This window comes from Streptomyces sp. NPDC020845 (assembly GCF_044334165.1).
GTDB lineage: Bacteria > Actinomycetota > Actinomycetes > Streptomycetales > Streptomycetaceae > Streptomyces.
This window is the reverse complement of the sequence record NZ_JBIRSJ010000014.1, coordinates 230,210-254,810: the sequence shown is the minus strand read 5'-3', so window position 1 is coordinate 254,810 and position 24,601 is coordinate 230,210. Positions and strand designations below refer to the sequence as shown.

Sequence of the window (24,601 nt, the reverse complement as noted above, 5' to 3'; positions counted from 1 at the left end):
AGGCAACCAGAGGGGCGGTTCACCCTCCGGCGGCCGCCGGCAGAAACAGGCAGAGATGAGTGAACAGCGCGACCCCACTGACTCCGCCGGTACAACGGCCGGCGAATTCGCGCCGGACCGCTACGGGCGCCGTCGGCGACGGGTTCTCTGGCAGCTCGGCCTGTGCGTGATCACGCTCGCACCCTGGACCGTCTACCTGGCGGTGTCGCTGCCGGATCACTTCGAGGCGCGGCATTGGCCCATGGTGTGGGTGGGCTTCGACGTGATGCTGCTCGCGTCACTGGCCGGTGCGGGAGTGGCGGTGTGGCTACGGCGGCAGGCTCTGGTCCCGCTTTCTTTCGTGGCAGCCACGCTCCTCGTCTGCGACGCCTGGTTCGACATCTCCCTGAGCTGGGGGAAAGACGAAGTCTGGGGAAGCGTCGCCTCGGCCGTGCTGTTTGAGCTGCCGCTCGCCGCCCTGTTCATCGCGCGGGCGCGACGGGTGCTGAAGGTGTCGGCCCGGCTGGCCTGGCAACGGCTCGGCCTGCCGGGAGATCCGCCGCCACTGCACAGGATGCCGCTGTTCGTGGCCCTCGCGTCATCGCACGGCGGCGAGGCCCCGACGAAGGACGAAACGGGAACCTGAACCTCGCCACGCCGCCGTCCCCTCCCCCCAAAAAATCTATCTTCAATAAAAATTAACAGCTAGGATCGCCGCAGCCCGTGACCCGCCGATGGAACCGGCAGGCACACCGGCTTCCGCTGTGCCCAGGGCGCCAAGACATCCGTATGACCAGCCGTAGAAGGAGCGCCACGGCATGAAAGCCATCATGGTCATGTTCGACAGCCTCAACCGGCACATGCTGCCGCCCTACGGCTGCGACTGGACCCACGCCCCCAACTTCGCGCGGCTGGCCGAGCGGAGCGTCACCTTCGACAACTGCTACGCGGGCTCGATGCCGTGCATGCCCGCGCGGCGCGAGATCCACACCGGTCGGCACAACTTCCTGCACCGCAGCTGGGGCCCCCTGGAGCCGTTCGACGACTCGATGCCCGAACTGCTCAAGCGCAGCGGAGTGTACACACACCTGGCCAGCGACCACCCGCACTACTGGGAGGACGGCGGGGCCACCTATCACGGCCGGTACAACACCTGGGAGTTCTTCCGCGGCCAGGAGGGCGACCCCTGGAAGGGGCAGGTCGCCGCGCCGCCGATGCCCGAGGACGTCAAGGAGATGCGGCTGGAGGGCTACCGCCAGGACTGGGTGAACCGGCAATACATGCAGACCGAGGACCGGCACCCGCAGACCCTCACCTTCGACGCCGGCCTGGAGTTCCTGCGGGCCAATCACGCCGAGGACCGCTGGTTCCTACAGATCGAGACCTTCGACCCGCATGAGCCGTTCTTCAGCCACAAGCAGTACAAGGACCTCTATCCGCACGACTACAACGGCCCGCACTTCGACTGGCCCGACTACCGGCAGGTCACCGAGACGGACGAGCAGGTGCGGCACGCCCGGCTCGAGTACGCCGCGCTGCTGTCCATGTGCGACAGGTCGCTCGGCCGCGTCCTGGACCTGATGGACGAGCTGGACCTGTGGAAAGATACCCTGCTGATCGTCAACACGGACCACGGTCTGCTCTTGGGCGAGAAGAACTGGTGGGGCAAGTCCGTCCAGCCCTGGTACAACGAGCTCGTCCACCTGCCCCTCTTCGTCTGGGACCCCAGGACGGGCGCCGTCGGCGAACGCCGCGAAGCGCTCGTGCAGACCATCGACCTCGCTCCCACGCTGCTGGAGTTCTTCGGCGTGGAGCGGCCCGCCGACATGCAGGGCGTCCCCCTTCGGGTGGCCACCGACGATCCGGTGCGCGAGGCGGGCCTGTTCGGCATCCACGGCGGGCACGTCAATGTCACCGACGGCCGCTACGTCTATATGCGTGCCCCGGTGTCGGAGGATAACGCGCCCCTGTTCGAGCACACCCTGATGCCGACGCACATGCGCGGACGCTTCACGCCCGACGAGCTGGCCGACATCGAGCTCGCCGAGCCCTTCTCCTTCACCAAGGGGGTGCGCACCGTCCGAGTGGCCGGGCGGACCTTCTTCAACCCGTTCCGGTTCGGCACGCTCCTGTTCGATCTGCACACCGACCCGGAGCAGCGGGCGCCGATCGTCGACGACACGGTGGAGCTGCGCATGGCGAACCTGCTCCTCGACCTGTTGCGCGCGAGCGACGCCCCGCCCAGCCAGTACGACCGGCTCGGCCTGCCCGCCGAGGGGCCGGCGACCGAGGAGCACCTCCTGGTGCGGGCGCAGCGCGAACAGGCCGAGCGGGCCCAGGAGCCCCTGCCCCGTCCCGAGGACTACCCCGGCGGTCGCTTCTCCCTGCGCACACCGCTCGCCGCCCTCGTCTCGGACCCGGTGGCCGTCGAGATCCTGCGCACCCACGCGCCCACCCTCGTCGACACCGAGCTCCTCCAGTTGATCGGCACGACGTCGTTGATCTCCCTGGCGGCCATGTCAGGCGCGTCGTTCCCCAAGGAAACGCTCCACGTGCTCGCGACGGAACTCTCGAAGCTCTGAGCGCGGTCGCGATCCGGCTCCCCGTCGGGGTCGGCGCGGTGGAAGAGCGCGAGATGGGAGGTCTCGCACCGGAGTACGGGTGCGAGGCCTCCCATCAGCCGTCCGCGTGATCACACCGCGGCAGGCCTCACGGGCGCCGGACCGGCACTCCACTCCAGCCCGGCGAAGTCATCCGGTCAGCACCGCTCGCCACGCGGGCTTCCGCGCAAGTGGCGTCGCTCATCCCTCCGCCGAGTCGCGCAAGTTACGGAGCAGCAGGGCGAGTTCGAGGCGTAGCCATCCCGCGGGAGTCGTGAAGGAGAAGCCCAGGTGCGCCTCCGCCCGCGTCAGCCTGTCCGCGACCGTGCTGTGGTGACGGTAGACGGACGCGGCGGCCTTGCGAACCGAACCCGTCGCGCACAGGGCCGTCAGCACCTGCGGTGTGGCCTCGCCATGCAGTTGGGCAGCCAGCAAGTCCAGTGCGGCCACATCGGTGACTTCGGCAATGTCCGAGCGGCGCAGTCCGGTCGCGATGGCCGCCAGGGCACCGAGTTCTCCGGCATGCACGACCGCCGGGCTGGGAGCCCCCATCGCGGCGAACCGCAGTGCCGTCCGGGCCTGTTGCCACGATTCGGGTGCTTCGAGGCCAGGAAGCGACGGCCCCACGCCGATCCGCGCACCCGTCGTCGGCAAGGCCGACGGATGGTGTGGCAGCAGGACCGCGTGCACGTGTCCGAGACGGGCGGCTCGTACGCCCGGCTGTCGGCTCAACGGCTCCGCGACACCGTCGCCTTCCACCGCCGGCACGGTCAACGGAACCGTTGGATCCAGACCCATGAGACGCAACGCCCTGGCCCGCTCGCCCGCCTCAGCACTCGCCGACAGGGCCAGCTCCACCAGGTCCGCATCGCCCACCTTGGCCGGCGGCTCGTCGCCGTACTCGGAGAGGATGGCCGCGGCGATTGCGAACCGATCCAGCACGATGTCGTCCAGGGGCAGGGGCGTTCCTGTGCGCTCCAGCCATACCTGGCCGCTGTCGGAGAAGCCACCGGTCAACGCGCCGGACCGGGCCGCACGGCTCGTCCCGTCGGAACACAGGGACACCTTGCGTCCCGCGTCCGTCAAACCCGCCGGACGTCCGCGCGTTCGCCGGCGATGGTCAGCACGACGACATCGCTCTCCTGACCGTCCGCCGGGCACCACACCGCTCAGCGCTGCCGCCTGCATGACTCAGGGGAAAGACCGGCGAAGTCGGACGTGGCGGCGACCTGCCCGCGCGGGCCGGAGCCCGGCCGATCGCATCCGGACCTCCAGCAGCGATCCACCCCTGTCACGACCGCACCACGGTCGCCGAAGAACCCCGCGTCACCGCTACCTCGCCCCCTGCCTCCAGTCGGCAGGTACTCCGGCCCAAGCCCCGAACCGCTTGCACTTGGCGCTGGCACACCCTAGTGTTAAATCAACGGGTTGACTTAAAAGAGGGCGCGCCCCACCGCCGTTCGCCACTCACCCCGGTTCCGATAGCACCGGGCGCCGGGGACCCGCACGCGACAGCACCCCGGCAGTGGCCCGACCGTGAGTGGCGATCACAGGGGCGCCGACAGTGACACGACCACTCCCCCCTCACCACAGGAGTGACATGACCAACACCCTGCCCGACACCTCGACCGAGGCGATCCCCGACTTCCCGATGCCGCGAGCTGCCGGATGTCCGTTCTCCCCGCCGCCGCAACTGCGCCGGCTCCAGGCCGAACAGCCGCTCACGAGGGTCCGGTTGTGGGACGGCAGCACCCCTTGGGTCGCCACCCGCCATGATGACCAGCGGGCGCTGCTCTCCGACCAGCGCTGTAGCGTCGACCTCACCAGACCCGGCTTCCCGTACATGAACCCGGCCTTCCGGGAGTCGGCCAAGCGCGGCAGTCAGCCGTCCTTCCTCAACCTGGACGACCCCGAGCACGCCAGGCTTCGCCGCATGCTCAGCGGCGCGTTCACCATCAAGCGCATCGAAGCCCTGCGCCCCGCCGTCCAGCGCATGACCGACGACTTCATCGACGCCATGCTGGCCGGCCCGAAACCCGCCGACCTCGTCCGGACTCTCGCACTGCCGCTGCCTTCCCTGGTCATCTGCGAACTGCTCGGCGTCCCGTACGAGGACCACGACTTCTTCCAGCACCAGAGCGAGGTGGGACTACGGCACGACGTCACACCCGAGGAGGCGAGCGCGGCTCACGTCGCCCTGCTGGAGTACGTATCCGGCCAGATCGACAAGAAGCTCGTCCAGCCGGGGGACGACCTGCTGTCCGAGCTCGCCGCCCGCGTCCGCGTCGGCGACCTCACCCACCGGCAGGCCGCATCGATGGGCCTGCTGCTGCTCGGTGCCGGCCACGAGACCTCTGCGAACATGATCGCGCTGAGCACCGTCGCGCTGCTGGAACACCCCGACCAGCTGGCCATCGTCCGCGACACCGACGACCCGAAGGTGCTCGCGAGCGCGGTGGACGAGCTGCTGCGCTACCTGACCATCATCCACCTCGGCAACCGCCGGATCGCCCTGGAGGACATCGAGATCGGCGGCCGGACCATCCGCGCCGGAGAGGGCATCGTCATCCCCAGCAACACCGCCAACTGGCAGGCCGACGTCTTCCCCGACCCCGACAAGCTCGATGTCCACCGCGACGCCCGCCGCCACATGGCCTTCGGCTTCGGCATCCACCAATGCCTCGGACAGCCACTGGCCCGCCTGGAACTCCAGGTCGTCTACGGCACCCTCTTCCGACGGATCCCCACCCTGCGCCTGGCCACCGACCTCGAAAAGCTCCCATTCAAGGACGACGGCGTCGTATACGGGGTCTATGAACTGCCAGTGACCTGGTAACCACGGGCCCGTCGGCACCGCACAGCCGGTGTCGCGGTGAGCATCGCCCCCACCCCCTCCGCCACCGTCGCGACCTGATGCCACATCAGCATCACGACGGCGGCGACCATATCCGGCCAGACCCCCGCTTCTCCTTGAAGCGAGACACCTCCGGAGTTATTTTAAATAAGTCCGTTGCTTTAAAAGTGATGGACTGGCTGCCCTCGCACAAGAGCCAGGACAGCGGCAAGCCCAACCCGTCCTGCCGGGCGGCAACCGCTGCACAAACCTCGTCTTCCCCCCACCCGAAGAGGCCAGATGAGCCAGAACGACCCCGCCGTCCGCCTGCCACTGCCCACCGACGGACCGCTGGACCCGCCGCCGGATTGGAAAACGCTGCGCGCGCAGTGCCCGGTGGCCGGCGTCAGACTCCCCAGTGGAGACACCGGCACCCTGCTGACCCGCTACGACCACATCAGGACGCTCCTGTCGGACTCCCGCATCTCGCGCCCGGCCCCCGGAGACAACAGCGCGAGGATCGCCCCGGAAGGGCGCGGCGGCGTGTCGACCAACAGCGACATGGCGCTTTCGATCCAGTCCAACGGCGAAGGCCACCAGAGGTGGCGCCGGCACGTGGGCAAGTACTTCACCGCCAAGCGCATGACGGCGCTGCGGCCCGGCATGAAGAAGATGACCGAGTCCCTCGTCGACGCCATGGTGAAAAGCGGCGCACCCGCCGACCTCAAGGCAGCGCTCGGCTTCCCGCTGCCGGTCTACGTGATCTGCCATCTCCTCGGCGCCCCGGCCGAGGACCGGGACCGCTTCTCGTACTGGTCCGACGCGTTCCTGAACGTCAGCCGCTACTCGCTGGAGGAGACCCGAGCGGCTCACAAGGGCTTCTCCTCCTACATGACCGAGCTGGTCGAAGCCAAGCGCGCCGCACCCGGCGAAGACCTGATCAGCACACTCATCCAGGAGAGCCGGGCGGAGGGCGAGGGACTCACGCACCCGGAACTCCGCGACACCGGCATGGCCCTGCTGGTCGCCGGACACGAAACCACGGCGAACATGATCGGCAAGATGATCGCCATGCTGCTCGCCGACCGCACCCGGTGGAACCGCCTGCTGGCCGATCCCTCCCTGGTGCGCACCGCGGTCGACGAGGCGCTGCGCTCCGATGCCAACATGGGCGGCTTCGGCGTCCGGCGCTACCTGCCCGAGGACTTCGAGCTCGACGGGACAGTACTGCCTCGCGGCACCACCGTCTTCTGCGCCCTGTCCGCCGCCAACCGCGACGAGCGGGCCTTCGCCGACCCGGACGAGATGGACCTCACCCGCAGCCCCAACCCCCATCTCACCTTCGGCGCCGGAGCCCACTCCTGCCTGGGCCAGTCCCTGGCCCGCACCGAACTGCAAGTCGCCCTCGAGATGCTCCTGCACAAGCTGCCGAGCCTCGACCTGGCCGTGCCGGTCGCGGACTTGCAGAAGGTCGAGGGACTCACCGTCGGCGGTCTGCGCGAAGTGCCCGTGCGATGGTGACGCGCCCCGCCGAGGCCACCGCACCGACCGACAGCACAACCGTAGGCACGGCCAAGGGGCCGGCCACGAAGAAAGGAGCCATCATGAAGGTCACCGTGGATCAGGACAAGTGCTGCGGCGCCGGGAGTTGCGTACTCGCCGCACCGGACATCTTCGACCAGCGCGACGAGGACGGCATCGTCGTCCTCCTCGCCCCCCAGCCCGCAGCGGACCAGCACGTGGCCGTCCGCGACGCGGCCGCCGTATGTCCCGCCGCCGCCATCGCGCTCAGCGAGTGATGAGGCTCTGAGCGGCAGTAACGAGGGCCTGGGCAGGGCATGTTCGGGCGGCTTCCGCCCGAACATGCCCTGCCCCTTCCTGGTTCTCACTCGGAGGCGTCTCGCACATGCGTCGCATGTCCTGTGCCGTTCAGAAACCCGTCGCGGCAGATCAGGCCACATACCTGTACTCGCTGCCCGGGCGTAGATGGCTCTCTCGCAGGTCGCGTTCATCCGCGAGGCCGTGAGGCGGTCTTCAGGGTTTCGATGCCTTCGGCTTCGAAACCGCGTCGATGGCCAGGATCACGGTTGCCGTATCCATCCAGTTCCCCTCGCGAAAGGCCGGGCACCGCGACCCGGCACAAGTTGAGAGGCTCAACCGAACGTCACCGCGTAACGGCAGCACCGGATTTGGCGCGATCCCGTGGCCAGCAGCCTCGTCACTTCGCGCGCCACCGTCCAGACACGGACCTGCACGTGGCCCATGGCGCCCATACCGGGCATGCCCTCCAGCAGGGTGTCACCGACCTTGGCGCCACTCGGCGTTGTGCTGCTGGGCGCGGCGTCCGGCGTCCGCTGACCGCCGGACGTCGCGGCGCCGCTGGAACCGGCGCTCTTCGTGGCCGCGGTCTTGCTGCTGTCCCCGTCCGAACCCCCGCACGCCACAAGGGCAGCGGCGAGCACGACGGCTGCGGCGGCGGACGCGATGGAGCGGTGCATGTAATTCCCCGTAGTTGCCAGTGGGTCTGGCGGGTGTCGCGACACAGGAATTCTGATGGCTATGTGTGGGCGTGGGGTGTCTTTCCTGTCACCGAACGGCATCAGAGGGCTGCGGCAGGCGGCGGCACGGCGCGGGCCCGGGCCGCCCGCCCCATGCTGGTGGGGGCGGCAGGAGGTGGAGTCGACGCCGACCAGGCTCCAGTCGATTTCGCCCTGGCTGGCGGCGGGGATACAGAGCAGGGCCTCGGCCTCGTCGGCTGTGAGGTCTCGGGCGGTGTTGACCCGCCAGACCATGCCTCGTTCTTCCAATGCCTGGCGCCGGTCGTCGGTGAGTCCGCCAGATTTTGTCCCTGCGTGCAGAGCTCGGTAGTAGCCCATGGTCTTACCCAGCCGGTAGCCGTCGAGGTCCACGTAGTCCTTTGGCTCGTGCGCCGATTGCCAAGTTTCTCTGCGCTCTGTGCGAACGACTCAAGGACATGAGACATGGCACAGTGAATGCCCAGTAGGCCACAAGGGTCTCATCGAGCCCCTTCCACTCTTTGCTGAGAATACGTGCGCACAAAGATGCTCGCTGTGCCGGTGGTTGTCGCCGCGGTGCTCGCCGGGCCAGCGGCGGCGACCGCGACCGCGTCGCAGACGCAGGCGAATTCGGCATCCCTCTACAACTGCACCTACGAATAGACTGCGACAGGGACGCGGCCACGAACGCGTCGGCCTCCGAGCAGATCGACAGCAGCACCGCGAGGACCGCGAGCGCGAGGATCGACACCACGGGGTCGTCGGCCGCGGTGCGCAGCCAACGCGCCGGCACCATGGCCTTGAGCGTGGCCGCGGCGATCGCGCCGACGACGAGGAAGCCGCCGGCGTGCATCACATCGTGGCGTACGGACCCCAGAACGCGGCCCCCTTGCCCTGGCCGTCGAGCGCCGGACGGGCCGGTGGGCGCAGCCAGTCGGCGCGGCCCACCCGCTGCCACAGCCAGCCCATCACACAGGCCACGAGCAGACTCGCGACGGACCGGGCGAGGACCATCCGCGGTTCGCCGGGGAACGCGACGGCGGTGGCGGTCAGCACGATCGGGTTGATCGCCGGGGCCGACAGCAGAAACGCCAGCGCCGCCGCGGGCGCGACACCCCGGCGCACCAGCGCCCCGGCCACCGGCACCGAGGCGCATTCGCAACCGGGCAGCACCGCCCCGGCGGCCCCGGCGACCGGCACCGCCAGGGCGGGGCGGCGCGGCAGCGCGCGGGCGAGGAACGACGGCGGAACGAGCACTGCGATGAGCGCCGACAGCAGCACACCGAGGACGAGGAAGGGCAGGGCCTGCACGACCACCGCGACGAACACGGTCATCCAGCTCTGCATCACCGGCGCGGACAGCGCCCGGCGCACCGGCCCCTGCGCCGCCACCGCCAGGACCAGCGGCATGGTCAGGACGAGCGACGAGTCCAGCCGCCCGCCCCGACGGTCGTCCGCACTCCGACGGTCTTCCGCGCCCCGACGGTCGTCCGCACTCCGACGGTCTTCCGCGCCCCGACGGTCGTCTGCGGCACGGCGGTCGGCCGGGGCGGGGCGGGGCGGCTTTGACGGTGGCCACGGTGGGTACCTCCGGCGTCGAAGGGGTCGCGAGTGGGTGCCTCTCCCCTTCGGTACGGCGCACGCTCAACTGCTCACTCGCCCCGGTGGGTCATACGCTGCCGAACAACTGCGTCCAGTAGGTGCCCGCCCGGCTCCCCGTCGCGTAGCCGATCCCGATGTGGCTGAACTCCGGCTTCAGGATGTTCGCACGGTGTCCTGGGCTGTTCATCCAGCCTCGGACCACCTCCGAGGGAGTCCGCTGACCGCATGCGATGTTCTCGCCGATGCCGCGGTGCCGGCATCCGGCGGCTGCCGCCCGGTCCCATGGCTGGCTGCCCTCGGGGGCGGTGTGGGAGTAGAAGCCGCGGGCGACCATGTCCTCACTGTGCCGCTGCGCGGCCACGGTCAGGTTCGGGTCGGGGGCCAGCGGCGGCAGTCCGGCCGCGGCCCGCTCCGCGTTGGTGAGCGCGCGGACGGCCTCCGCCGTACGGGCCAGGCCCGCGGCCGTGAACGGCTGGGCCCACAGCACGGTCCAGAAGACCTCGCCCGAGCGGCCGCCGACGGCCCGGCCCATTCCGACATGGGCGACCGAGCCATCCCGGAACGGCGCGCCGCGCTCACCGTCCTCGAGGCAGTAGTCCACGAACTCGGCCGCCGTACGGGGCCCGGAGACGATGTGCTCGGCGATGGTCAGACAGGAGTAACCGGCGGTGGCGATCCGGTGGAAGACCGATGTCCCGTCGGGGCTCTCCAGGCCCAGGCTGCCCTGTGCGGCCATGGCTTCGGCGTGGGCCCGGGCGGCCGTGCTCAGCCGGGCGTCGAGAGCGACGGCCGGGGCCCCGGTCCGCGACCGTACGCCGTTGACCAGGCCGAGGAAACCGCCGGGATCGTGGGCGGCGCCGGCCGGGGACGTGGCAGACGACGGAGTGGGCGCCGGAAACGACGGAGCCGACGGCGGATACGGCGGTGCAGGTGGCGGAAACGGCGGTGCAGGCGGCGGAAACGGCGGTGCAGGCGGCGGAGGTGGCGGCTGCTCGCCGTCGTCCGCGACGTCGACGCCGAAGTCCCTCGCCACCCCGGCCAGCCCCTCCGCGTACCCCTGCCCCAGGGCCCGTATCTTCCACCGGTCACCGCGCCGGTAGATCTCGGCGAGCAGCAGCACCGTCTCCTGAGTCGGGCGCGGCGGGGTGAACCGGACGGCCGCCGACCCGCCCACCCCCGAGACCGTCAAGGTAGGGGCGGGCAGTCGGCCGAGCGGTGTGCCGGGGTCGGCGGGGCTGATCACCACCGTGACGCGGCTCGCGCCGCGTCGCAGCTGCCCCGGCTGGACGGTGACGGTGTCGCCGTGCAGCCGGGCGCCGGGGGCGGACGGCTGGTTGAAGAAGACGAAGTCGCCGTCCCCCGCGACCTTTCCGTCGTCTCCGGTGATCAGCACGGACAGGTCGAAGGGGCCCGGCACCCGGATGAACAGCACGCCGTCCGGGAGCAATGCGTTTCCGCCAGGAACCAGTTCGCCCATGTCACACCCAACGCGGGGGCGCTGCGCAGGGTTCCGGCGCCCCGGTAAGCGGGGCACCGGATCGGTCGGTGCGCCCGGATCAGACCAGCGGGGCCGGGTAGGTCGGGTACTCCACCCCGGAGACATGCTGGACGACGCGGATGACCTGGCAGGAGTAGCCGAACTCGTTGTCGTACCAGAGGTAGAGGATCGCGTTGTCCCCGTCGACCTTGGTGGCGCCGGCGTCGACGATCGAGGCGTGGCGCGAGCCGATGAAGTCGCTGGAGACCGCGTCCGGGGCGCTGGTGAAGTCGATCTGGCGCTTGAGCGGCGAGGTCAGCGACACCTCGCGGAGGTAGTCGAGGACTTCCTCACGGTTGGTCTCGCGGCCGAGCCGCAGGCTGAGGATCGCGATCGACACGTCCGGGACCGGGACCCGGATCGAGCTGCCGGTGATGGTCGCCTCGAGGTCGGGCAGCGCCTTGGCGACGGCGGAGGCCGCGCCGGTCTCGGTGATGACCATGTTGAGCGGGGCCGAGCGACCGCGGCGGTCCGACTTGTGGTAGTTGTCCAGCAGGTTCTGGTCGTTGGTGAACGAGTGGACGGTCTCCACATGGCCGCGCAGCACGCCGTACTCGTCCGCCATCGCCTTCAGCGGCGGGACGATCGCGTTGGTGGTGCAGGAGGCGCAGGACAGGATCTGCTCATCCGGCTTGATCATGTCGTGGTTGACGCCGTGGACGACGTTGGGGACGTCGCCCTTGCCCGGGGCGGTCAGGACGACCTTGTCGATCCCGGGCTGAAGGTGCTGGGACAGGCCCTCGCGGTCGCGCCACTTGCCGGTGTTGTCGATGAGGATGGCGTTCTTGATGCCGTACGCCGCGTAGTCCACCGACGTCGGGTCGTCGGAGTAGATGACCTTGATCTCATTGCCGTTGGCGACGATCGTGCTGTTGGCCTCGTCGACGGTGATGGTGCCGTGGAACTGGCCGTGGATGGAGTCACGGCGCAGCAGCGAGGCCCGCTTGACGAGGTCCTGGCCGGCGCCCTTGCGGACGACGATGGCGCGCAGCCGCAGGCCGTTGCCGGAGCCGGCCTTCTCGATGAGGAGGCGGGCGATGAGGCGGCCGATGCGGCCGAATCCGTAGAGGACGACGTCACGCGGCTCACGGCACTCGATCTTGTTGGCACCCGTGGCACCGGCGACGGCCTCGGCGGTGAACTCCTCCACCGGAAGACCGCGGTCGTCGGCCTTGTACATCGCGGCCAGCATGCCGATGTCGATCTGGGAGGGGCCGAGGTCGAGCGCGGTGAGGGCCCGCAGGAACGGCATGGTGTCGGTGACGGAGAGTTCCGAACCGGCGATCTGCCGGGCGAATCGGTGGGTCTTGAGGATGCTGACCACTGACTTGTTCACCAAGGAGCGGCTGTGGAGCAGGACCGTGACGTCCCGCTCGCGCTGCAGCTTCCCGATGATCGGAATCATCGACTCCGCGATCTCCTCGCGCTGCTTCCAGTTGGTGAACGAGTCCTCGTTGACAGTCACAAATTTATCTTTCGAGCTAGGCGGCGCTCATATGCTAACCCCCCGCCATTTTGATCTTTCAAACGGAGCCACCCGAACCCTGTCGATCGCACCGAATGGAATGTTATAAATGCGGACATGAGCACACATGCTCGTATGTCCTGGCGGCGGCATCGGCCCCGATCCGGGTCCGAAGCTCCCCTCACATCCCGCTGGAGACGGCTGGGGGCCCTCTCGCGTGCCCGGAGCGTCGCCGGGCAGGTGTTCATCCTGCAGCTGCTACTGGTCCTGCTCCTGGTCGCCGGCGCGGTCGTGGGCCTCGCGCTCCAGGCGCGGAGCCAGGGCATGGCGGACGCCCGACAGCGCTCTCTCGCGGTCGCCGGGACAATGGCGAACGCCCCCGGGGTGGCCCAGGCCATGGCCAGCAACCACCCGACCGCGCTGCTCCGGGACTCCGCCGAAGCGGCGCGGAAGGGCTCCGGCGTCGACAGCGTCGTGGTGTTCGACCATCGTGGCCTGCGTCTCACCCACCCCGATACGACGTTGATCGGCAAGCGGATCATCGGCCCCGCCAAGCTGGTGCGGGAAGAGATAGCCGGAAAGACGATCTCGCAGACATTTCATGCGAGCCAGGGCCTGTCCGTGGTCTCGGCGGTCCCCGTCCTCAAATCCGACGGCAGCGTCCTCGGCGGGGTGTCGGTCGGGGTCAAGGTCGAGAGCGTCAACAGCGTGATGACCCAGCGGCTGCCGCTGCTGCTCGGCAGCGCCGCCGGGGCGCTGGCCCTGACCACCGGCGGCACCGCGCTGATCAGCAGGCGGGTGCGGCGGCAGACCCACGGCCTGGGCGCCACCGAGATGACGCGGATGTACGAGCACCACGACGCGGTGTTGCACTCGGTCCGGGAAGGGGTGCTGGTCCTGGCCGCGGACGGGCGTCTGCTGCTGGTCAACAGCGAGGCTCGGGCACTGCTCGGCCTCGCCCCGGACGCCGAGGGGCGGCACATCGCCGAGCTCGGCCTCGAGCCGCAGCTCACGGAGCTGCTGGTGTCGGGGCGCCCCGTCACGGACGAGGTCTACCCGTGCGGCAACCGGCTACTGGCGGTCAATCTCCGACCCACGGACCGTAGCGGCGGCCCCGCCGGAAGCGTGGCCACGCTCAGGGACACCACCGAGCTGCAGGCGCTGTCCGGCCGGGCCGCGGCGGCCCGCGAGCGGCTGGAGCTGCTGTACGACGCCGGGGTGCGGATCGGCTCGACCCTGGAGCTGACCGAAACCACCGAGAAGCTGGTGGAGGTGGCCGTCCCCCGGTTCGCCGATATCGTCACCGTCGAGCTGCTGGACCCCGTGCTCCAGGGCGAGGAGCCGGAGCCACCGTACGAGGTGCTGCACCGCACGGCGGTGGGCGGCGAGGACGGCGAGGACGGCGACACCACCGCACACCCCCTCTTCCGCCCGGGAGAGCGGGCCGTCTACCGTCCCACCGCACCCCAGAGCCAGGCCCTGCGGACCGGCCACGCCGTCCTTCAGGCCGCGGTGAGCGACCAGACCGCGGGCGGCGACGCCACCGGACTCGGCGCCCCCGCCGAACACCTCCCCGACCACGGGATCCAGTCGCTGATCACGGTTCCGCTGCGCTATCGCGGCGTCACTCTGGGGCTGGCCAACTTCTGGCGGACACGGCGGAGCGAGCCGTTCGAGGAAGAGGACCTGGCGATCGCCGGGGAGCTGTCCGGGCGCACCGCCATCTGTGTCGACAACGCACGCCGGTACGCCCGCGAACACGCCATGGTCACCACCCTGCAGCGAAACCTGCTGCCCGGCAGCCTGCCCGAGCAGGACGCCACGGAGGTGGCCACGCACTACCTGCCCGCGCAGGGCGGGACGAGCGGCAGCTGGTTCGATGTCATCCCGCTGCCGGGACACCGGGTCGCCCTGGTCGTCGGGAAGGTGGCCGGGCAGGGCCTGCACGCCGCGGCCACGATGGGCCGGCTGCGCATCGCGGTGCAGAACTTCTCGGCCCTGGACCTGCCCCCCGATGAGCTTCTCTCCCTGCTGGACGAACTGGTCACCCGGCTCGACCTGGAGCAGGACACCGACCCGGACGGCGCGCGGATCACCGGAGCCACCTGCCTGTACGCGATCTACGACTCGGTGCGCGGCCTGTGCACCGTGGCCAGGGCAGGCCACCCGGCGCCCGTGCTGATCGGCCCGGACGGCACCGTGCACACCCCCGCCGTGCCGGTCTCCCCGCCCCTGGGTCTTGGCGGGGAGCCCTTCGAGGTGGCCGAGCTCCCGCTGGCCGAAGGGACTCGGTTGGTGCTGTACACCAACGGGCTCCTCGACAGCCACGACGGCGCCCCCGACACCGGCCCCGACCCACTGCGCCGTGCCCTCGCCGACAGCCCGGACCTCGGCCCCGAGGAGACCTGTCAGACCCTGCTCGACACCGTGCGCCCGGCCCGCCAGAGCGATGACATCGCGCTGCTGGTGGCCCGCACCCGCGTGCTCGACCCCAAGGACGTTGCCGAATGGGAGGTGCCGCTGGACCCGGCGGCGGTGGCCCCGATCCGCGCCGCGGCCGCCCAGCAGATACGGTCGTGGGGTCTGGAGGAGGCCGACTTCGCCGCCGAGTTGATCATCAGCGAACTGATCACGAATGCCCTGCGCTACGGTGCCCCGCCCGTGCGGCTACGGCTGCTCCGCGGCCGCGATCTGACCTTCGAGGTCTCCGACGGCAGCAGCACCTCCCCCCATCTGCGGCGGGCCAGGGCCACCGACGAAGGCGGGCGCGGCCTGTTCCTGGTCTCCCAGTTCGCGCGAGCCTGGGGCACCCGCTACACCGCCGACGGCAAGGTCATCTGGGCCGAGCAGGCCCTGAGCGGCACGGCGGCGTTCGACGATGGCACGCAGGGGCTCGGGGACAGCCTCGTCGGCCAGGGCGATCCGTCGGCCTTGTAGCGCTCGACGTACGGACTGTAACGCCCGGTGCGCGGGCTGTAGCGCCCGGGCGTACGCACTGCAGTGCCCTTCGCGCGGGCCCCGAGGTCAGGGGCGCGGTCCGACCGTCGTGGCCCCGTCCCGTACGGTGATCGCCGCCGCGGGACAGGAGTCGGCCGCGTCCAGTACCCGCTCCTCCTCCGGCACCTCGTCGGCCAGCGGACGGGCGTGTTCCTCGTCGAGGGCGAACAGATCGGGAGCGATTCCGGCACACATACCGGACGCGATGCACCGGCCCCCGTCGATCTCGGCCTTCCAGGTCATCCCGCTCACCACCCGACCGGCATGACGCGCGGTCCGCGGACCAGCATCTGGTCCTTCCACACCACGTCCCCGGTCAGGCACAGCCCCGGGAAGCGGGTGATCAGCGCGCCGAGCGCTTCCTGGAGCTCAAGCCGGGCCAGGGGCGCCCCGAGGCAGTGGTGCACACCGTGACCGAAGCCCAGGTGCTGGGTGGCGGGGCGGGCCACGTTGAGTTTGCCCGGCTCGTCGAAGCGCAGCGCGTCCCGGTTGGCGGAGCCGACGGCGACGAGGACGGGCTCTCCGGCGCGCACCAGTTGGCCGCCCACCTCGATGTCCTCGGTCGCGTAGCGGGGCTGGGAGGCGCCCTTGCCCAGCGGTACGAAACGCAGCAGCTCCTCGACCGCGCCGTTCAGCAGGGCGGGTTCCTCGCGCAGACGGCGCAGTTCGTCGGGGTGGTCCAGGAGTGTCAGCACGAAGTTGGGGATCTGGGTGGCGGTGGTCTCGTGCCCGGCCACCAGAATGCCCACGCACAGGTCGACGAGTTCGAGCTCGGACAGCCGGTCGCCGGCGTCCCGGGCCTCGATCAGCGAGGTCATGAGGTCGTCCTGGGGCGCGGATCGGTGGATCTCGATCAGCCCGGCCATATAGGCGCGCAGTTCATCGCGGTTGCGGTCGAACTCCTCGGCGCTCAGGGAGCTGGTGGACAGCGCGGCGTCGCTCCAGGCCCGGAACTTGGGCCGGTCCTCCTCCGGCACACCGAGCAGCCGGCAGATGACCCCGACCGGGATGGGCAGGGCGTAGCGGTCGACCAGGTCGGCGGGCGGCCCGGCGGCCTCCAGCTCGTCGAGGAGATCACGGGTCAACTGCCGCACCGACGGCCGTAGTTTCTCCACCTGGTGGACGGTGAACGCCTTGGCAACGAGGGTGCGCAGCCGGGTGTGATCGGGCGGGTCCATGGTCAGGATGCCGCTGTTGCGCCGACCCTCGGACTGCCGGGGCTCGTCGTGGTGGAGCGCCGCGGCGCGGCTGAAGCGCCGGTCGCCGAGCACCAGCCGGGCCTCGGCATAGCGCGTGACGAGCCAGGCGGGCTCGCCGTACGCCATGCGCACCCGCACTAACCCCGGGCGGTTCCTGGCTTCCTGGTACGCCTGGCTGAGCCCCAGGCCCTCGGAGGAGTTGAAGGGATAGGCGATCGCTTCCGACTGCACGGTCGTCTCCGCTGTGGTCACCGTGACCTCCCTTGCGTAAGCACGTGCTTACAAACGTAGGAGCCGCGCCTTGGTACGGTCAACGGCCCGATTGCGCCGTTGATCCGGCGATCCCCCCATAGGGCCGCGGGGATCGCAGAGAGCGGACGAGAGGAGTGTCGCGGTGGGTACGACCACGTCAGAGGGGCGGCGACGGGATGCGCAGGGCACTCGGCGGCGGTTGCTGGAGGCCGCGTCCGCGCTGTTCGCCGAGCGGGGTTACGAGCGGACGACGGTCCGCGATATCGCGGACCGGGCCGGGGCGAACCAGGCACTGCTCTTCCGCTATTTCGGCTCGAAACGAGCGCTGTTCGGCGAGGTGGTGGCACACGACGGGGAGGAGCAGATGCGCAGCACCCCGCCCGATGAACTGCTCCAGGCCGTGCTGCGCGGGATGCTCGCCCACCGCGGAAGAGAGCCGGGCAGCCGCGCGCTGGCCACCCTGCTGCGCTCCGTCGGCAGCGGTGACGAGATCGGTACGGCGGTACGTTCGATCAGCGACGACTACGCGCGGGTGCTGGCGTCCCTGAGCAGCGCCGACAACCGTGCGCTGCGGGCGGATCTGGCGTTGTCCTGGATGCTCGGCATCGGCATGATGCGGGTCGTCGTCGGCAAGGAGCCGCTGGCCGACGCCGATCCGGACGAGGTGTGCGCGCTGGTCGGGGTGGCGCTCGGCACCCTGCTCGACGGTCTGCCCGAGATGCCGGGGCACGGTTCGGCGCAGGGGCAGGGTTCGGTGAACACCGAAACATCGGCCCTTTAGTGTCTGTGCCATGCACATTCCACAAGAGGACACCGAATGACGCCGGGCGAGATGGTCGCCGTCTTCGTGGCGGGCACCAGTGCCGGCGCCATCAACACGGTCGTCGGTTCGGGGACCCTGATCACCTTCCCGGTGCTGCTCGCGACGGGCCTGCCACCCGTCACCGCCACGGTGTCCAACGCACTGGGACTGATCCCCGGCTCCATCAGCGGAGCCATCGGCTATCGGAGCGAGCTCAGCGGCCAGCGCCGGCGCATCCTGAAGTTCGGTGTCGGCGCCCTGCTGGGCAGCCTGACCGGCGCCACGCTGCTACTGGCCCTGCCCGCGTCGGCGTTCGAGACGATCGTCCCCGTGCTGGTCGGGCTCGCCCTCCTGATGGTGGCGCTCCAGCCCGTGATCAGCGCGAAGGTGCGCAGCCGCCGTGAGAAGGCCGGGCGGGCCGCCCGCCGCGACGGCGGCCCGCTGCTGTTCATCGGCCTGATGCTGGCCAGCGTCTACGGCGGCTACTTCGCCGCCGCGCAGGGGATCATCTACATGTCCTTGATGGGCATCCTGCTCGACGAGCCCCTGCAACGCCTCAACGCCACCAAGAACGTCCTCGCCGCCCTCGTCAACACGGTCGCCGCGCTCTTCTTCCTCTTCGTCGCGGAGTTCGACTGGACGGCCGTCGCGCTCATCGCGGTCGGTTCCGCGCTCGGCGGCCAACTCGGCGCCAGGGCCGGCCGTCGGCTGCGCCCCGTGGTCCTGCGGACCCTCATCGTCACGGTCGGCACGGTGGCCATCGTCCAGATGCTGGTCGGCTGAGTTCAGGGGGTGGTACGGCGGTTGGCCAGCACCACGGCGCCTCCGGCGAGCGCGGCGGCCGCGACGACGGCGCTGAAGACGGTGGTGCCACGGGACAGCCCGACCGCGTCGCTGAGGTATCCGACCGCGACCGGCAGCAGCCCGGCGGGCACGTAACCGCCGACGTTCAGCGCCGCGTTGGCCTCGGCCAGCCGGGCGGCCGGCACCTGGGCGCTGATCAGCGTGAGCCCGCCCAGCTGCCCCATCCCCTGCCCCGCGCCGGCCAGGACCGCCGCGAGGGCCAGCAGCGGGGCGGAGGACAGCTGCACGGCCAGCGCCAGCGAGGCCATGGCCCCGACGGTCGACGCGGCCCCGGCCGTCAGGATGGCGCCCACCCTCAGCCGACGCACGGCGAACTGGACGGCGGTCGCCGCCGTGAACATCACGAAGGCGGTGGCTCCGGCCACCACCCGGCTGGTGGTGCCGAGCAGGTCCGCCAGCAGTGAGGGGCCGAGCGAGAGGACGAAGGAGGTGGAGGTGATGCCGGGGGCGAACACCACGATGCCCAGCAGGAGATGGACACGGTTGGCGCGCGGTACGGACGGCACCCGGACCCAGGCGCCGGGCCGGGGCCCGGTGGCAGGGCGGGGCGCGGCGGCGGGGCGGGGCGCGGCGGCGGGGCGGCGCAGCGGCATACGCAGCACAACCAGCACCGCCAGGGCCAGCAGCGCGATCTCCACCAGGAACACGGTGACCGTGGGGCCGGGCAGGGTCTCCGACAGGATCCCGGCCAGCAGCGGGCCGAGCCCCGCGCCCAGGACCATGGCCGTGGAGGCCAGCAGCGCGGCGAGCCGCTTGCGATCCGGTCCCGCGACATCGGTCACCGCCGCCATGCCCGCCGAGACGATGGAGCCGACCGCCACCCCGCTCAGCAGCCGGGCGAGCGCGAGCGCCACGATCGAACCGGCCGTCGCGAACAGCACACTGGCCACGATGCCCAGCGCGAGCGCCGGCAGCAGCACCGGCTTGCGGCCGACCCGGTCCGACACCACCCCGGCCACCAGCAGGGCCGCGATCAGACCCACGATGTAGCAGGCGAAGACGACGGTCAGCATCCCGGAGGAGAACCCGAGCTCCTGCCGCCACAGGACATAGAGCGGGGTCGCCGTGTTGGACAGGATGAACACGGCGGTCACCGGCCACGCCGCGAGCCAGATCTCACGGCGCGGCGGGGGCTCGGCGGCAGTGGCCGCCGTCGTCGCAGTTGTCGCTGTCACCGGGGTTTCGGTGTGCTGGGCGCTCCCTGCGCTCCCCATGGGGTCTCCCCTCCAAGTCGCACAGCAAGCTGTACGAGAAAAGTCGAACCATCAGTACGAGAAGAGTCGAACATAAACTCCGGTACGATTCAACTCGTACTGATGGTTGCGCTGTCTCAATGGAGGTGACGTGGATGCCGCAGACCGCCACGGCCCACAGGTTCGCCGCCCCCTACCCCGCCCCCGCCGACCTGCCGGAACCCCTGCCCGAACCCGCCCGCGACGAGCTGCGCCTCGAGGTGGTGATGGCAGCCCTGAGCGACCCGCTGCGCATGGGCGTGGTCCGCACGCTGCTGCTTGAGTCGGAGGCGTACGACCACCCGTGCGGCTGGTTCGGCATCGACCGCCCGAAGTCCTCGCTCACCCACCACTTCCGCGCCCTGCGCGACGCGGGGCTGATCCGGCAGCGCCAGTACGGCCTGGAGCGCCGCAGCCATGTGCGTATCGACGATCTTCAGGCGCGGTTTCCCGGGCTGCTCGATCTGATCGTGGACTGGACCCCGCCCGAGCGATGAGTCCCGCGAGGCGCCGAGCCCCGCGATTCACCCCGTAGCCAGGGCCTCCACTGCCGCGATGGTGCGGTCGACGACCACGTCGTACAGCCGGCGCTGGGCGTCCGGCAGCCTGGGCAGCAGCGGGGCCACGGCCTCCTGCTCCTCTTGGGGGCGCTGCGCCAGGGCCTCCCGCAGCCCGGCCATCTTCTGCTCGGCGGGGCGCCGGTGGGTCTCGTACACGGCGTGGCCGATGACGGTGGAGCAGACGAGGGTGACGGCCAGGGCGAGCTCGTCCTCGCCCAGCCGCAGCGGGCGCAGCACACGGGTGAGGGTGACCAGCGCGGGCACCCACGCGGGCTGTTCGGTCGCGGCCATATAGGACAGCAGCTGCCGGTAGGGCCGCAGGCGCTCGCGGCTGGTGTGCATCCAGGCGCGCAGCTGGTCCTGCCAGGTGTCGCCGGGCGGTTCGGTGTGCTCGGCGTCCGCGATGATCCGGTCGGCGACGGCCTGCAGCAGATCGTCGCGGTCCGGGAAGTAGCGGTAGAGGGCCATGGGGGCGGAGTCCACGGCCTCGGCGACCCGTTTGATCGTCAGCACGACCCCGGGCTCACGCGCCGCCAGTTCCGCGGCGGCGCGGACGATCTGATCGCGCGACAGACGCGGCGGACGCCCCCTTCCCCTACGGGCCGTCCCGTCCGCCTGCTGCGCCATCCGATGAATCCCCTCTCCCCGTCCATTTGCCATTCGCCCCCGTCCCCGCCCGCCGACGCGGGCACCGGGGGTCAAGGCTACGGCCCGGGCGCGGTGCCTGTGTCGCGTCCCTTGCCGGGCCCCGCGGGCCGTGTCAGCGTGGCGAGCGTTCCGTCCCGCCCCTTCGCCTCGGGAGATCTCCGGTGACCGCACCTTCCCTGCCCGCGGACGTCGCACGCGCCCGCCGCCATGGCATCGCCGACCTGCTGTCGCGGACCGCGGCGCGGGTGCCCGCCAGGACGGCGGTCGTGTTCGGCGCGCTCCGCCAGACGTACGCGGAGCTGGACGCGCTGGTGAGCCGGACCGCGGGGGCGCTCGCGGCCCGGGGGGTCGCCCAGGGCGACCGGGTCGTGCTGTACGCCCGCAACTCGCACGGTTTCGTGGTGGCCTACTTCGCACTCGCCCGGCTGGGCGCGGTGTCGGTGCCGGTGAACTTCATGCTGACGCCTCCGGAAGTCGCGTACGTACTGCGCCACTCCGGCGCCGTCGGCGTCATCGCGGGCGCCGACTTGATCGGCGCCGCGGACGCCGCCTTGGCCGAGGCCGCGCCGCCGCGGATCGCGCTGCGGGCCGCGATCGGCGGGCCGCAGGGGCGGGCCGGCTGGGAGGACCTGGCGGCGCTGGGCGCGGAGGAGGGCCATCCGGTGCCCGACCCGGTGGTGGCCGACGACGAGCCCGTGCAGCTGATGTACACCTCGGGCACCGAGTCGCGGCCCAAGGGCGCCATCATGACCAGCCGCGGTCTCATCTCCCAGTACCAGACGGCGATCGTCGACGGCGGCATGTCCGGCGACGATGTGGAGGTCCACGCGCTGCCGCTGTACCACTGCGCCCAGCTGCACGCCTTTCTCACCCCGGACGTCTACCTCGGCGCCACCTCGGTCGTCCTCCCCGGCCCGGATCCGGCGGCGCTGCTCGCGGCGGTGGCGGCCGAGCGGGCGACCAAGCTGTTCGCGCCGCCGACCGTGTGGATCTCGCTGCTGCGCCATCCGGAGTTCGACCGCCACGACCTGTCCTCGCTGCGCAAGGGCTACTACGGCGCCGCGGCCATGCCGGTGCCCGTGCTGGCCGAGCTGCGCCGGCGGCTGCCGGGCCTGGCGCTGTACAACTTCTACGGGCAGACCGAGATGTCGCCGATCGCGACCGTGCTGGGCCCGGCCGACCAGGAGCGCAAGGCGGGTTCGGCGGGGCGACCCGGTCTGCATGTGGAGACCAGGCTCGTCGACGAGCGGGACCGCCCGGTGGCGCCGGGGACGGTCGGCGAGATCGTGCACCGCGGCCCGCATGTCACACCGGGCTACTGGCGGGATCCGGAGCGGACGGCGGAGGCGTTCCGGGGCGGCTGGTTCCACAGCGGCGACCTCGGCATCTTCGACGAGGAGGGGTATCTGACGATCGTCGACCGCAAGAAGGACATGGTCAACAGCGGTGGGGAGAACGTCTCGGGGCGCGAGGTGGAGGAGGTCATCCACGCCCATCCGGCGGTCACGGAGGCCGCGGTGTTCGGCGTGCCGCACCCGTACTGGATCGAGGCGGTGACGGCGGTGGTGGTGGCGACCGGGCCCGGTCGGCGGCCCTCGGCCGAGGGGCTGATCGCGCACTGCCGGAAGGGGCTGGCGGGCTTCAAGGTGCCCAAGTACGTGGTCTTCGCCGAGTCGCTGCCGAAGAACCCGAGCGGCAAGATCCTCAAGCGTGAACTCCGGGAGAAATACGCCTACTTGGGCGAGGTCGACGACCCCACCCAGATTTGACGTACGCGTTACACAAAAATATGCGACACTTGCCGCCGCTCCCCTGAGGGGGCGTCATACAGCAGCGGCGGCACGGCGCGTTCCGTGGCGTCGGCACTCCGGAGGACACCCGTGGCCCAAGCGCCCCATACCGCCGAGACGACGGCGGACACCCACCCGCCACGCACCGGACCGGTGGTCGCGGTGCTCGCCTTCGGCGGGATCGTGGTCGCCCTGATGCAGACGCTCGTGGTACCGCTGGTCCCGGACCTCCCGGGGCTGCTGCACACCTCGGCCTCGGACGCCTCGTGGGCGATCACCGCCACGCTGCTGGCGGGCGCGGTGGCCACCCCCGTACTGGGGCGGCTCGGGGACATGTACGGCAAGCGGCGGATGCTGCTGATCAGCCTGGGGATGCTGGTGGCCGGGTCGGTGGTGTGTGCGCTCAGCGACTCGCTGGCGCCCATGGTCGTCGGCCGTACGCTGCAGGGCTTCTCGTCAGGTGTCATCCCGCTGGGCATCAGCATCATGCGCGACGAACTCCCGGCCGAGCGGCTGGGCTCGGCCATGGCGCTGATGAGTTCATCGCTGGGCGTGGGCGGCGCGCTGGGGCTGCCCGGTGCCGCGGCCCTGGCCGAACACGCCGACTGGCACGTGCTGTTCTGGGTGTCGGCGGCCGCGGGCGTGGTGGTGATCGCGCTGGTGCTGGCGGTAGTGCCGGAGTCCCCGGTCCACGGCGGCGGCAGATTCGACGTGGTGGGGGCGATCGGGCTGTCGGCCGGTCTGCTGTGTCTGCTGCTGGCGATCTCCAAGGGCGCGGACTGGGGGTGGACCAGCGCGCTCACCGACGGGCTGTTCAGCGCGGCGGTGGTGATCCTGCTGCTGTGGGGGCGGTGGGAACTGCGCACCAGCCGGCCACTGGTGGATCTGCGCACCACGGCGCGCCGTCAGGTGCTGCTGACCAATCTCGCCTCGATCGTGATCGGCTTCGCGATGTACGGCATGTCGCTGGCGCTGCCGCAGCTGCTCCAACTGCCGGAGGCCACCGGCTACGGCCTGGGCCAGTCGATCATGACGGCGGGCCTGTGCCTGGGCCCCTCCGGGCTGGTGATGATGGCCGTGTCGCCGGTCTCCGCGCGGATCACCGCCACCTGGGGGCCCAAGGTCTCGCTGCTGCTCGGCTCCGCGGTGATCGCCGTCGGCTATCTGCTGGCCATCGTCCTCATGGCCGAGGTCTGGCAGATCGTCCTGGTCTCCTGTGTCATCGGCGCCGGGATCGGCTTCGCGTACGCCGCCATGCCGGCGCTGATCATGTCGGCGGTGCCGGTGTCGGAGACGGGCGCGGCCAACGGCCTGAACACTCTGATGCGGGCCATCGGCACCTCGACCTCCAGTGCGGTGGTCGGCGTGGTCCTCGCCCATATGACCACCCGTCTTGGCCCGTTGGCGGTGCCCTCCGAGAACGGTTTCCGCACCGCCTTCGCCATGGGCGCCGGCGGCGCGGTGGTGGCGCTGCTGATCGCCGCGCTGATACCGGGGAAAGGCGCGGACCGGACCTCCGCCACCACCGCCGGCGTACCGGCCGGACCGCAGCCGGTACGCAACGGCTGACGGCCCGGAAGGCGGCGGCACGACGGCCGCGGCACCACGATCGCCGTGGTGCCGCGGCCGTCGTGCCACCGCCGTCGTGGGGCACGCCCGCGGCCCCGCCCAACCCGTGAGCCCGCCCATGCCTACCCTGAAAGCGATTACGGAGAGAGTCAACAA

The 24,601-nt window shown here is 70.8% G+C and carries 19 protein-coding genes and 1 pseudogene; 11 read left to right on the top strand and 9 right to left on the bottom strand.

From position 1 onward, the window contains the following. Positions 1-55: 55 nt before the first annotated feature. On the top strand, positions 56-625 hold the full coding sequence (locus ACH4U7_RS35155; RefSeq protein WP_398531832.1) for a hypothetical protein: 570 nt from the start codon (positions 56-58) through the stop codon (positions 623-625). Positions 626-797: 172 nt separating this feature from the next. After that, the gene (locus ACH4U7_RS35150; protein ID WP_398531831.1) at positions 798-2,561 is read left to right on the top strand and encodes a sulfatase; all 1,764 of its coding nucleotides are present in this window, start codon (positions 798-800) and stop codon (positions 2,559-2,561) included. Positions 2,562-2,780: 219 nt separating this feature from the next. Here ACH4U7_RS35150 and ACH4U7_RS35145 read toward each other — a convergent pair whose 3' ends face one another. Then, positions 2,781-3,644 (bottom strand): helix-turn-helix domain-containing protein, encoded by an 864-nt coding sequence (locus tag ACH4U7_RS35145; RefSeq protein WP_398531830.1) that lies wholly within the window; start codon positions 3,642-3,644, stop codon positions 2,781-2,783. 535 nt (positions 3,645-4,179) lie between these two features. Here ACH4U7_RS35145 and ACH4U7_RS35140 point away from each other — a divergent pair. From ACH4U7_RS35140 to ACH4U7_RS35130, 3 genes are all read left to right on the top strand, one after another. Then, positions 4,180-5,415, top strand: coding sequence for a cytochrome P450 (locus ACH4U7_RS35140; RefSeq protein ID WP_398531829.1), 1,236 nt, complete (start codon positions 4,180-4,182; stop codon positions 5,413-5,415). A 297-nt stretch (positions 5,416-5,712) separates the two neighbouring features. Further along, entirely contained in the window at positions 5,713-6,933 is a 1,221-nt protein-coding gene (locus ACH4U7_RS35135) for a cytochrome P450 (RefSeq protein WP_398531828.1), read from the top strand. Between the two features lie 83 nt (positions 6,934-7,016). Then, positions 7,017-7,211: a ferredoxin gene (locus ACH4U7_RS35130; protein ID WP_398531827.1), complete on the top strand. Its 195-nt coding sequence runs from the start codon at positions 7,017-7,019 to the stop codon at positions 7,209-7,211. A 354-nt stretch (positions 7,212-7,565) separates the two neighbouring features. On the opposite strand, the gene ACH4U7_RS35125 is transcribed toward ACH4U7_RS35130, so the two are convergent. The 4 genes and pseudogenes from ACH4U7_RS35125 to ACH4U7_RS35110 all read right to left on the bottom strand — a co-directional run bounded on the left by ACH4U7_RS35125 (position 7,566) and on the right by ACH4U7_RS35110 (position 12,532). Then, complete coding sequence (locus tag ACH4U7_RS35125) at positions 7,566-8,321, bottom strand: hypothetical protein (RefSeq protein WP_398531826.1); 756 nt, start codon at positions 8,319-8,321, stop codon at positions 7,566-7,568. A 271-nt stretch (positions 8,322-8,592) separates the two neighbouring features. Beyond that, positions 8,593-9,338: pseudogene (locus ACH4U7_RS35120) on the bottom strand (permease); the annotation flags it as partial. A gap of 259 nt (positions 9,339-9,597) precedes the next feature. Beyond that, positions 9,598-11,007 carry a CAP domain-containing protein gene (locus ACH4U7_RS35115; protein WP_398531825.1) on the bottom strand — a complete coding sequence of 470 codons (1,410 nt, stop codon included), beginning with the start codon at positions 11,005-11,007 and terminating at the stop codon, positions 9,598-9,600. 79 nt (positions 11,008-11,086) lie between these two features. Beyond that, positions 11,087-12,532: a glyceraldehyde-3-phosphate dehydrogenase gene (locus ACH4U7_RS35110; protein ID WP_398531824.1), complete on the bottom strand. Its 1,446-nt coding sequence runs from the start codon at positions 12,530-12,532 to the stop codon at positions 11,087-11,089. A gap of 240 nt (positions 12,533-12,772) precedes the next feature. On the opposite strand from ACH4U7_RS35110, the gene ACH4U7_RS35105 reads away from it, so the two are divergent. Then, a complete protein-coding gene (locus ACH4U7_RS35105) occupies positions 12,773-15,469 on the top strand; it encodes a SpoIIE family protein phosphatase (RefSeq protein ID WP_398531823.1) in 2,697 nt (898 codons plus the stop codon). Between the two features lie 87 nt (positions 15,470-15,556). On the opposite strand, the gene ACH4U7_RS35100 is transcribed toward ACH4U7_RS35105, so the two are convergent. Both ACH4U7_RS35100 and ACH4U7_RS35095 read right to left on the bottom strand, forming a co-directional pair. Further along, positions 15,557-15,772: a ferredoxin gene (locus ACH4U7_RS35100; RefSeq protein WP_385614610.1), complete on the bottom strand. Its 216-nt coding sequence runs from the start codon at positions 15,770-15,772 to the stop codon at positions 15,557-15,559. 5 nt (positions 15,773-15,777) lie between these two features. Next, positions 15,778-16,980, bottom strand: coding sequence for a cytochrome P450 (locus ACH4U7_RS35095; RefSeq protein ID WP_398531822.1), 1,203 nt, complete (start codon positions 16,978-16,980; stop codon positions 15,778-15,780). Between the two features lie 142 nt (positions 16,981-17,122). Here ACH4U7_RS35095 and ACH4U7_RS35090 point away from each other — a divergent pair, with 142 nt between their 5' ends. Together ACH4U7_RS35090 and ACH4U7_RS35085 are read left to right on the top strand one after the other, a co-directional pair. After that, the gene (locus tag ACH4U7_RS35090) at positions 17,123-17,761 is read left to right on the top strand and encodes a TetR/AcrR family transcriptional regulator (protein WP_398531821.1); all 639 of its coding nucleotides are present in this window, start codon (positions 17,123-17,125) and stop codon (positions 17,759-17,761) included. A 36-nt stretch (positions 17,762-17,797) separates the two neighbouring features. Then, on the top strand, positions 17,798-18,565 hold the full coding sequence (locus tag ACH4U7_RS35085) for a sulfite exporter TauE/SafE family protein (protein ID WP_398531820.1): 768 nt from the start codon (positions 17,798-17,800) through the stop codon (positions 18,563-18,565). A 2-nt stretch (positions 18,566-18,567) separates the two neighbouring features. Here ACH4U7_RS35085 and ACH4U7_RS35080 read toward each other — a convergent pair whose 3' ends face one another. Beyond that, on the bottom strand, positions 18,568-19,860 hold the full coding sequence (locus ACH4U7_RS35080) for an MFS transporter (RefSeq protein ID WP_398531819.1): 1,293 nt from the start codon (positions 19,858-19,860) through the stop codon (positions 18,568-18,570). 134 nt (positions 19,861-19,994) lie between these two features. Here ACH4U7_RS35080 and ACH4U7_RS35075 point away from each other — a divergent pair, with 134 nt between their 5' ends. Next, positions 19,995-20,375 (top strand): ArsR/SmtB family transcription factor, encoded by a 381-nt coding sequence (locus ACH4U7_RS35075; RefSeq protein WP_398531818.1) that lies wholly within the window; start codon positions 19,995-19,997, stop codon positions 20,373-20,375. 27 nt (positions 20,376-20,402) lie between these two features. Here the strand turns inward: ACH4U7_RS35075 and ACH4U7_RS35070 are convergent, their stop codons facing one another. Then, the gene (locus ACH4U7_RS35070) at positions 20,403-21,065 is read right to left on the bottom strand and encodes a TetR/AcrR family transcriptional regulator (RefSeq protein ID WP_398531817.1); all 663 of its coding nucleotides are present in this window, start codon (positions 21,063-21,065) and stop codon (positions 20,403-20,405) included. 182 nt (positions 21,066-21,247) lie between these two features. Here ACH4U7_RS35070 and ACH4U7_RS35065 point away from each other — a divergent pair, with 182 nt between their 5' ends. Beyond that, a complete protein-coding gene (locus ACH4U7_RS35065) occupies positions 21,248-22,855 on the top strand; it encodes a fatty acyl-CoA synthetase (RefSeq protein WP_398531816.1) in 1,608 nt (535 codons plus the stop codon). Positions 22,856-22,966: 111 nt separating this feature from the next. Beyond that, complete coding sequence (locus tag ACH4U7_RS35060; protein ID WP_398531815.1) at positions 22,967-24,445, top strand: MFS transporter; 1,479 nt, start codon at positions 22,967-22,969, stop codon at positions 24,443-24,445. The last annotated feature ends 156 nt before the right edge of the window (positions 24,446-24,601 follow it).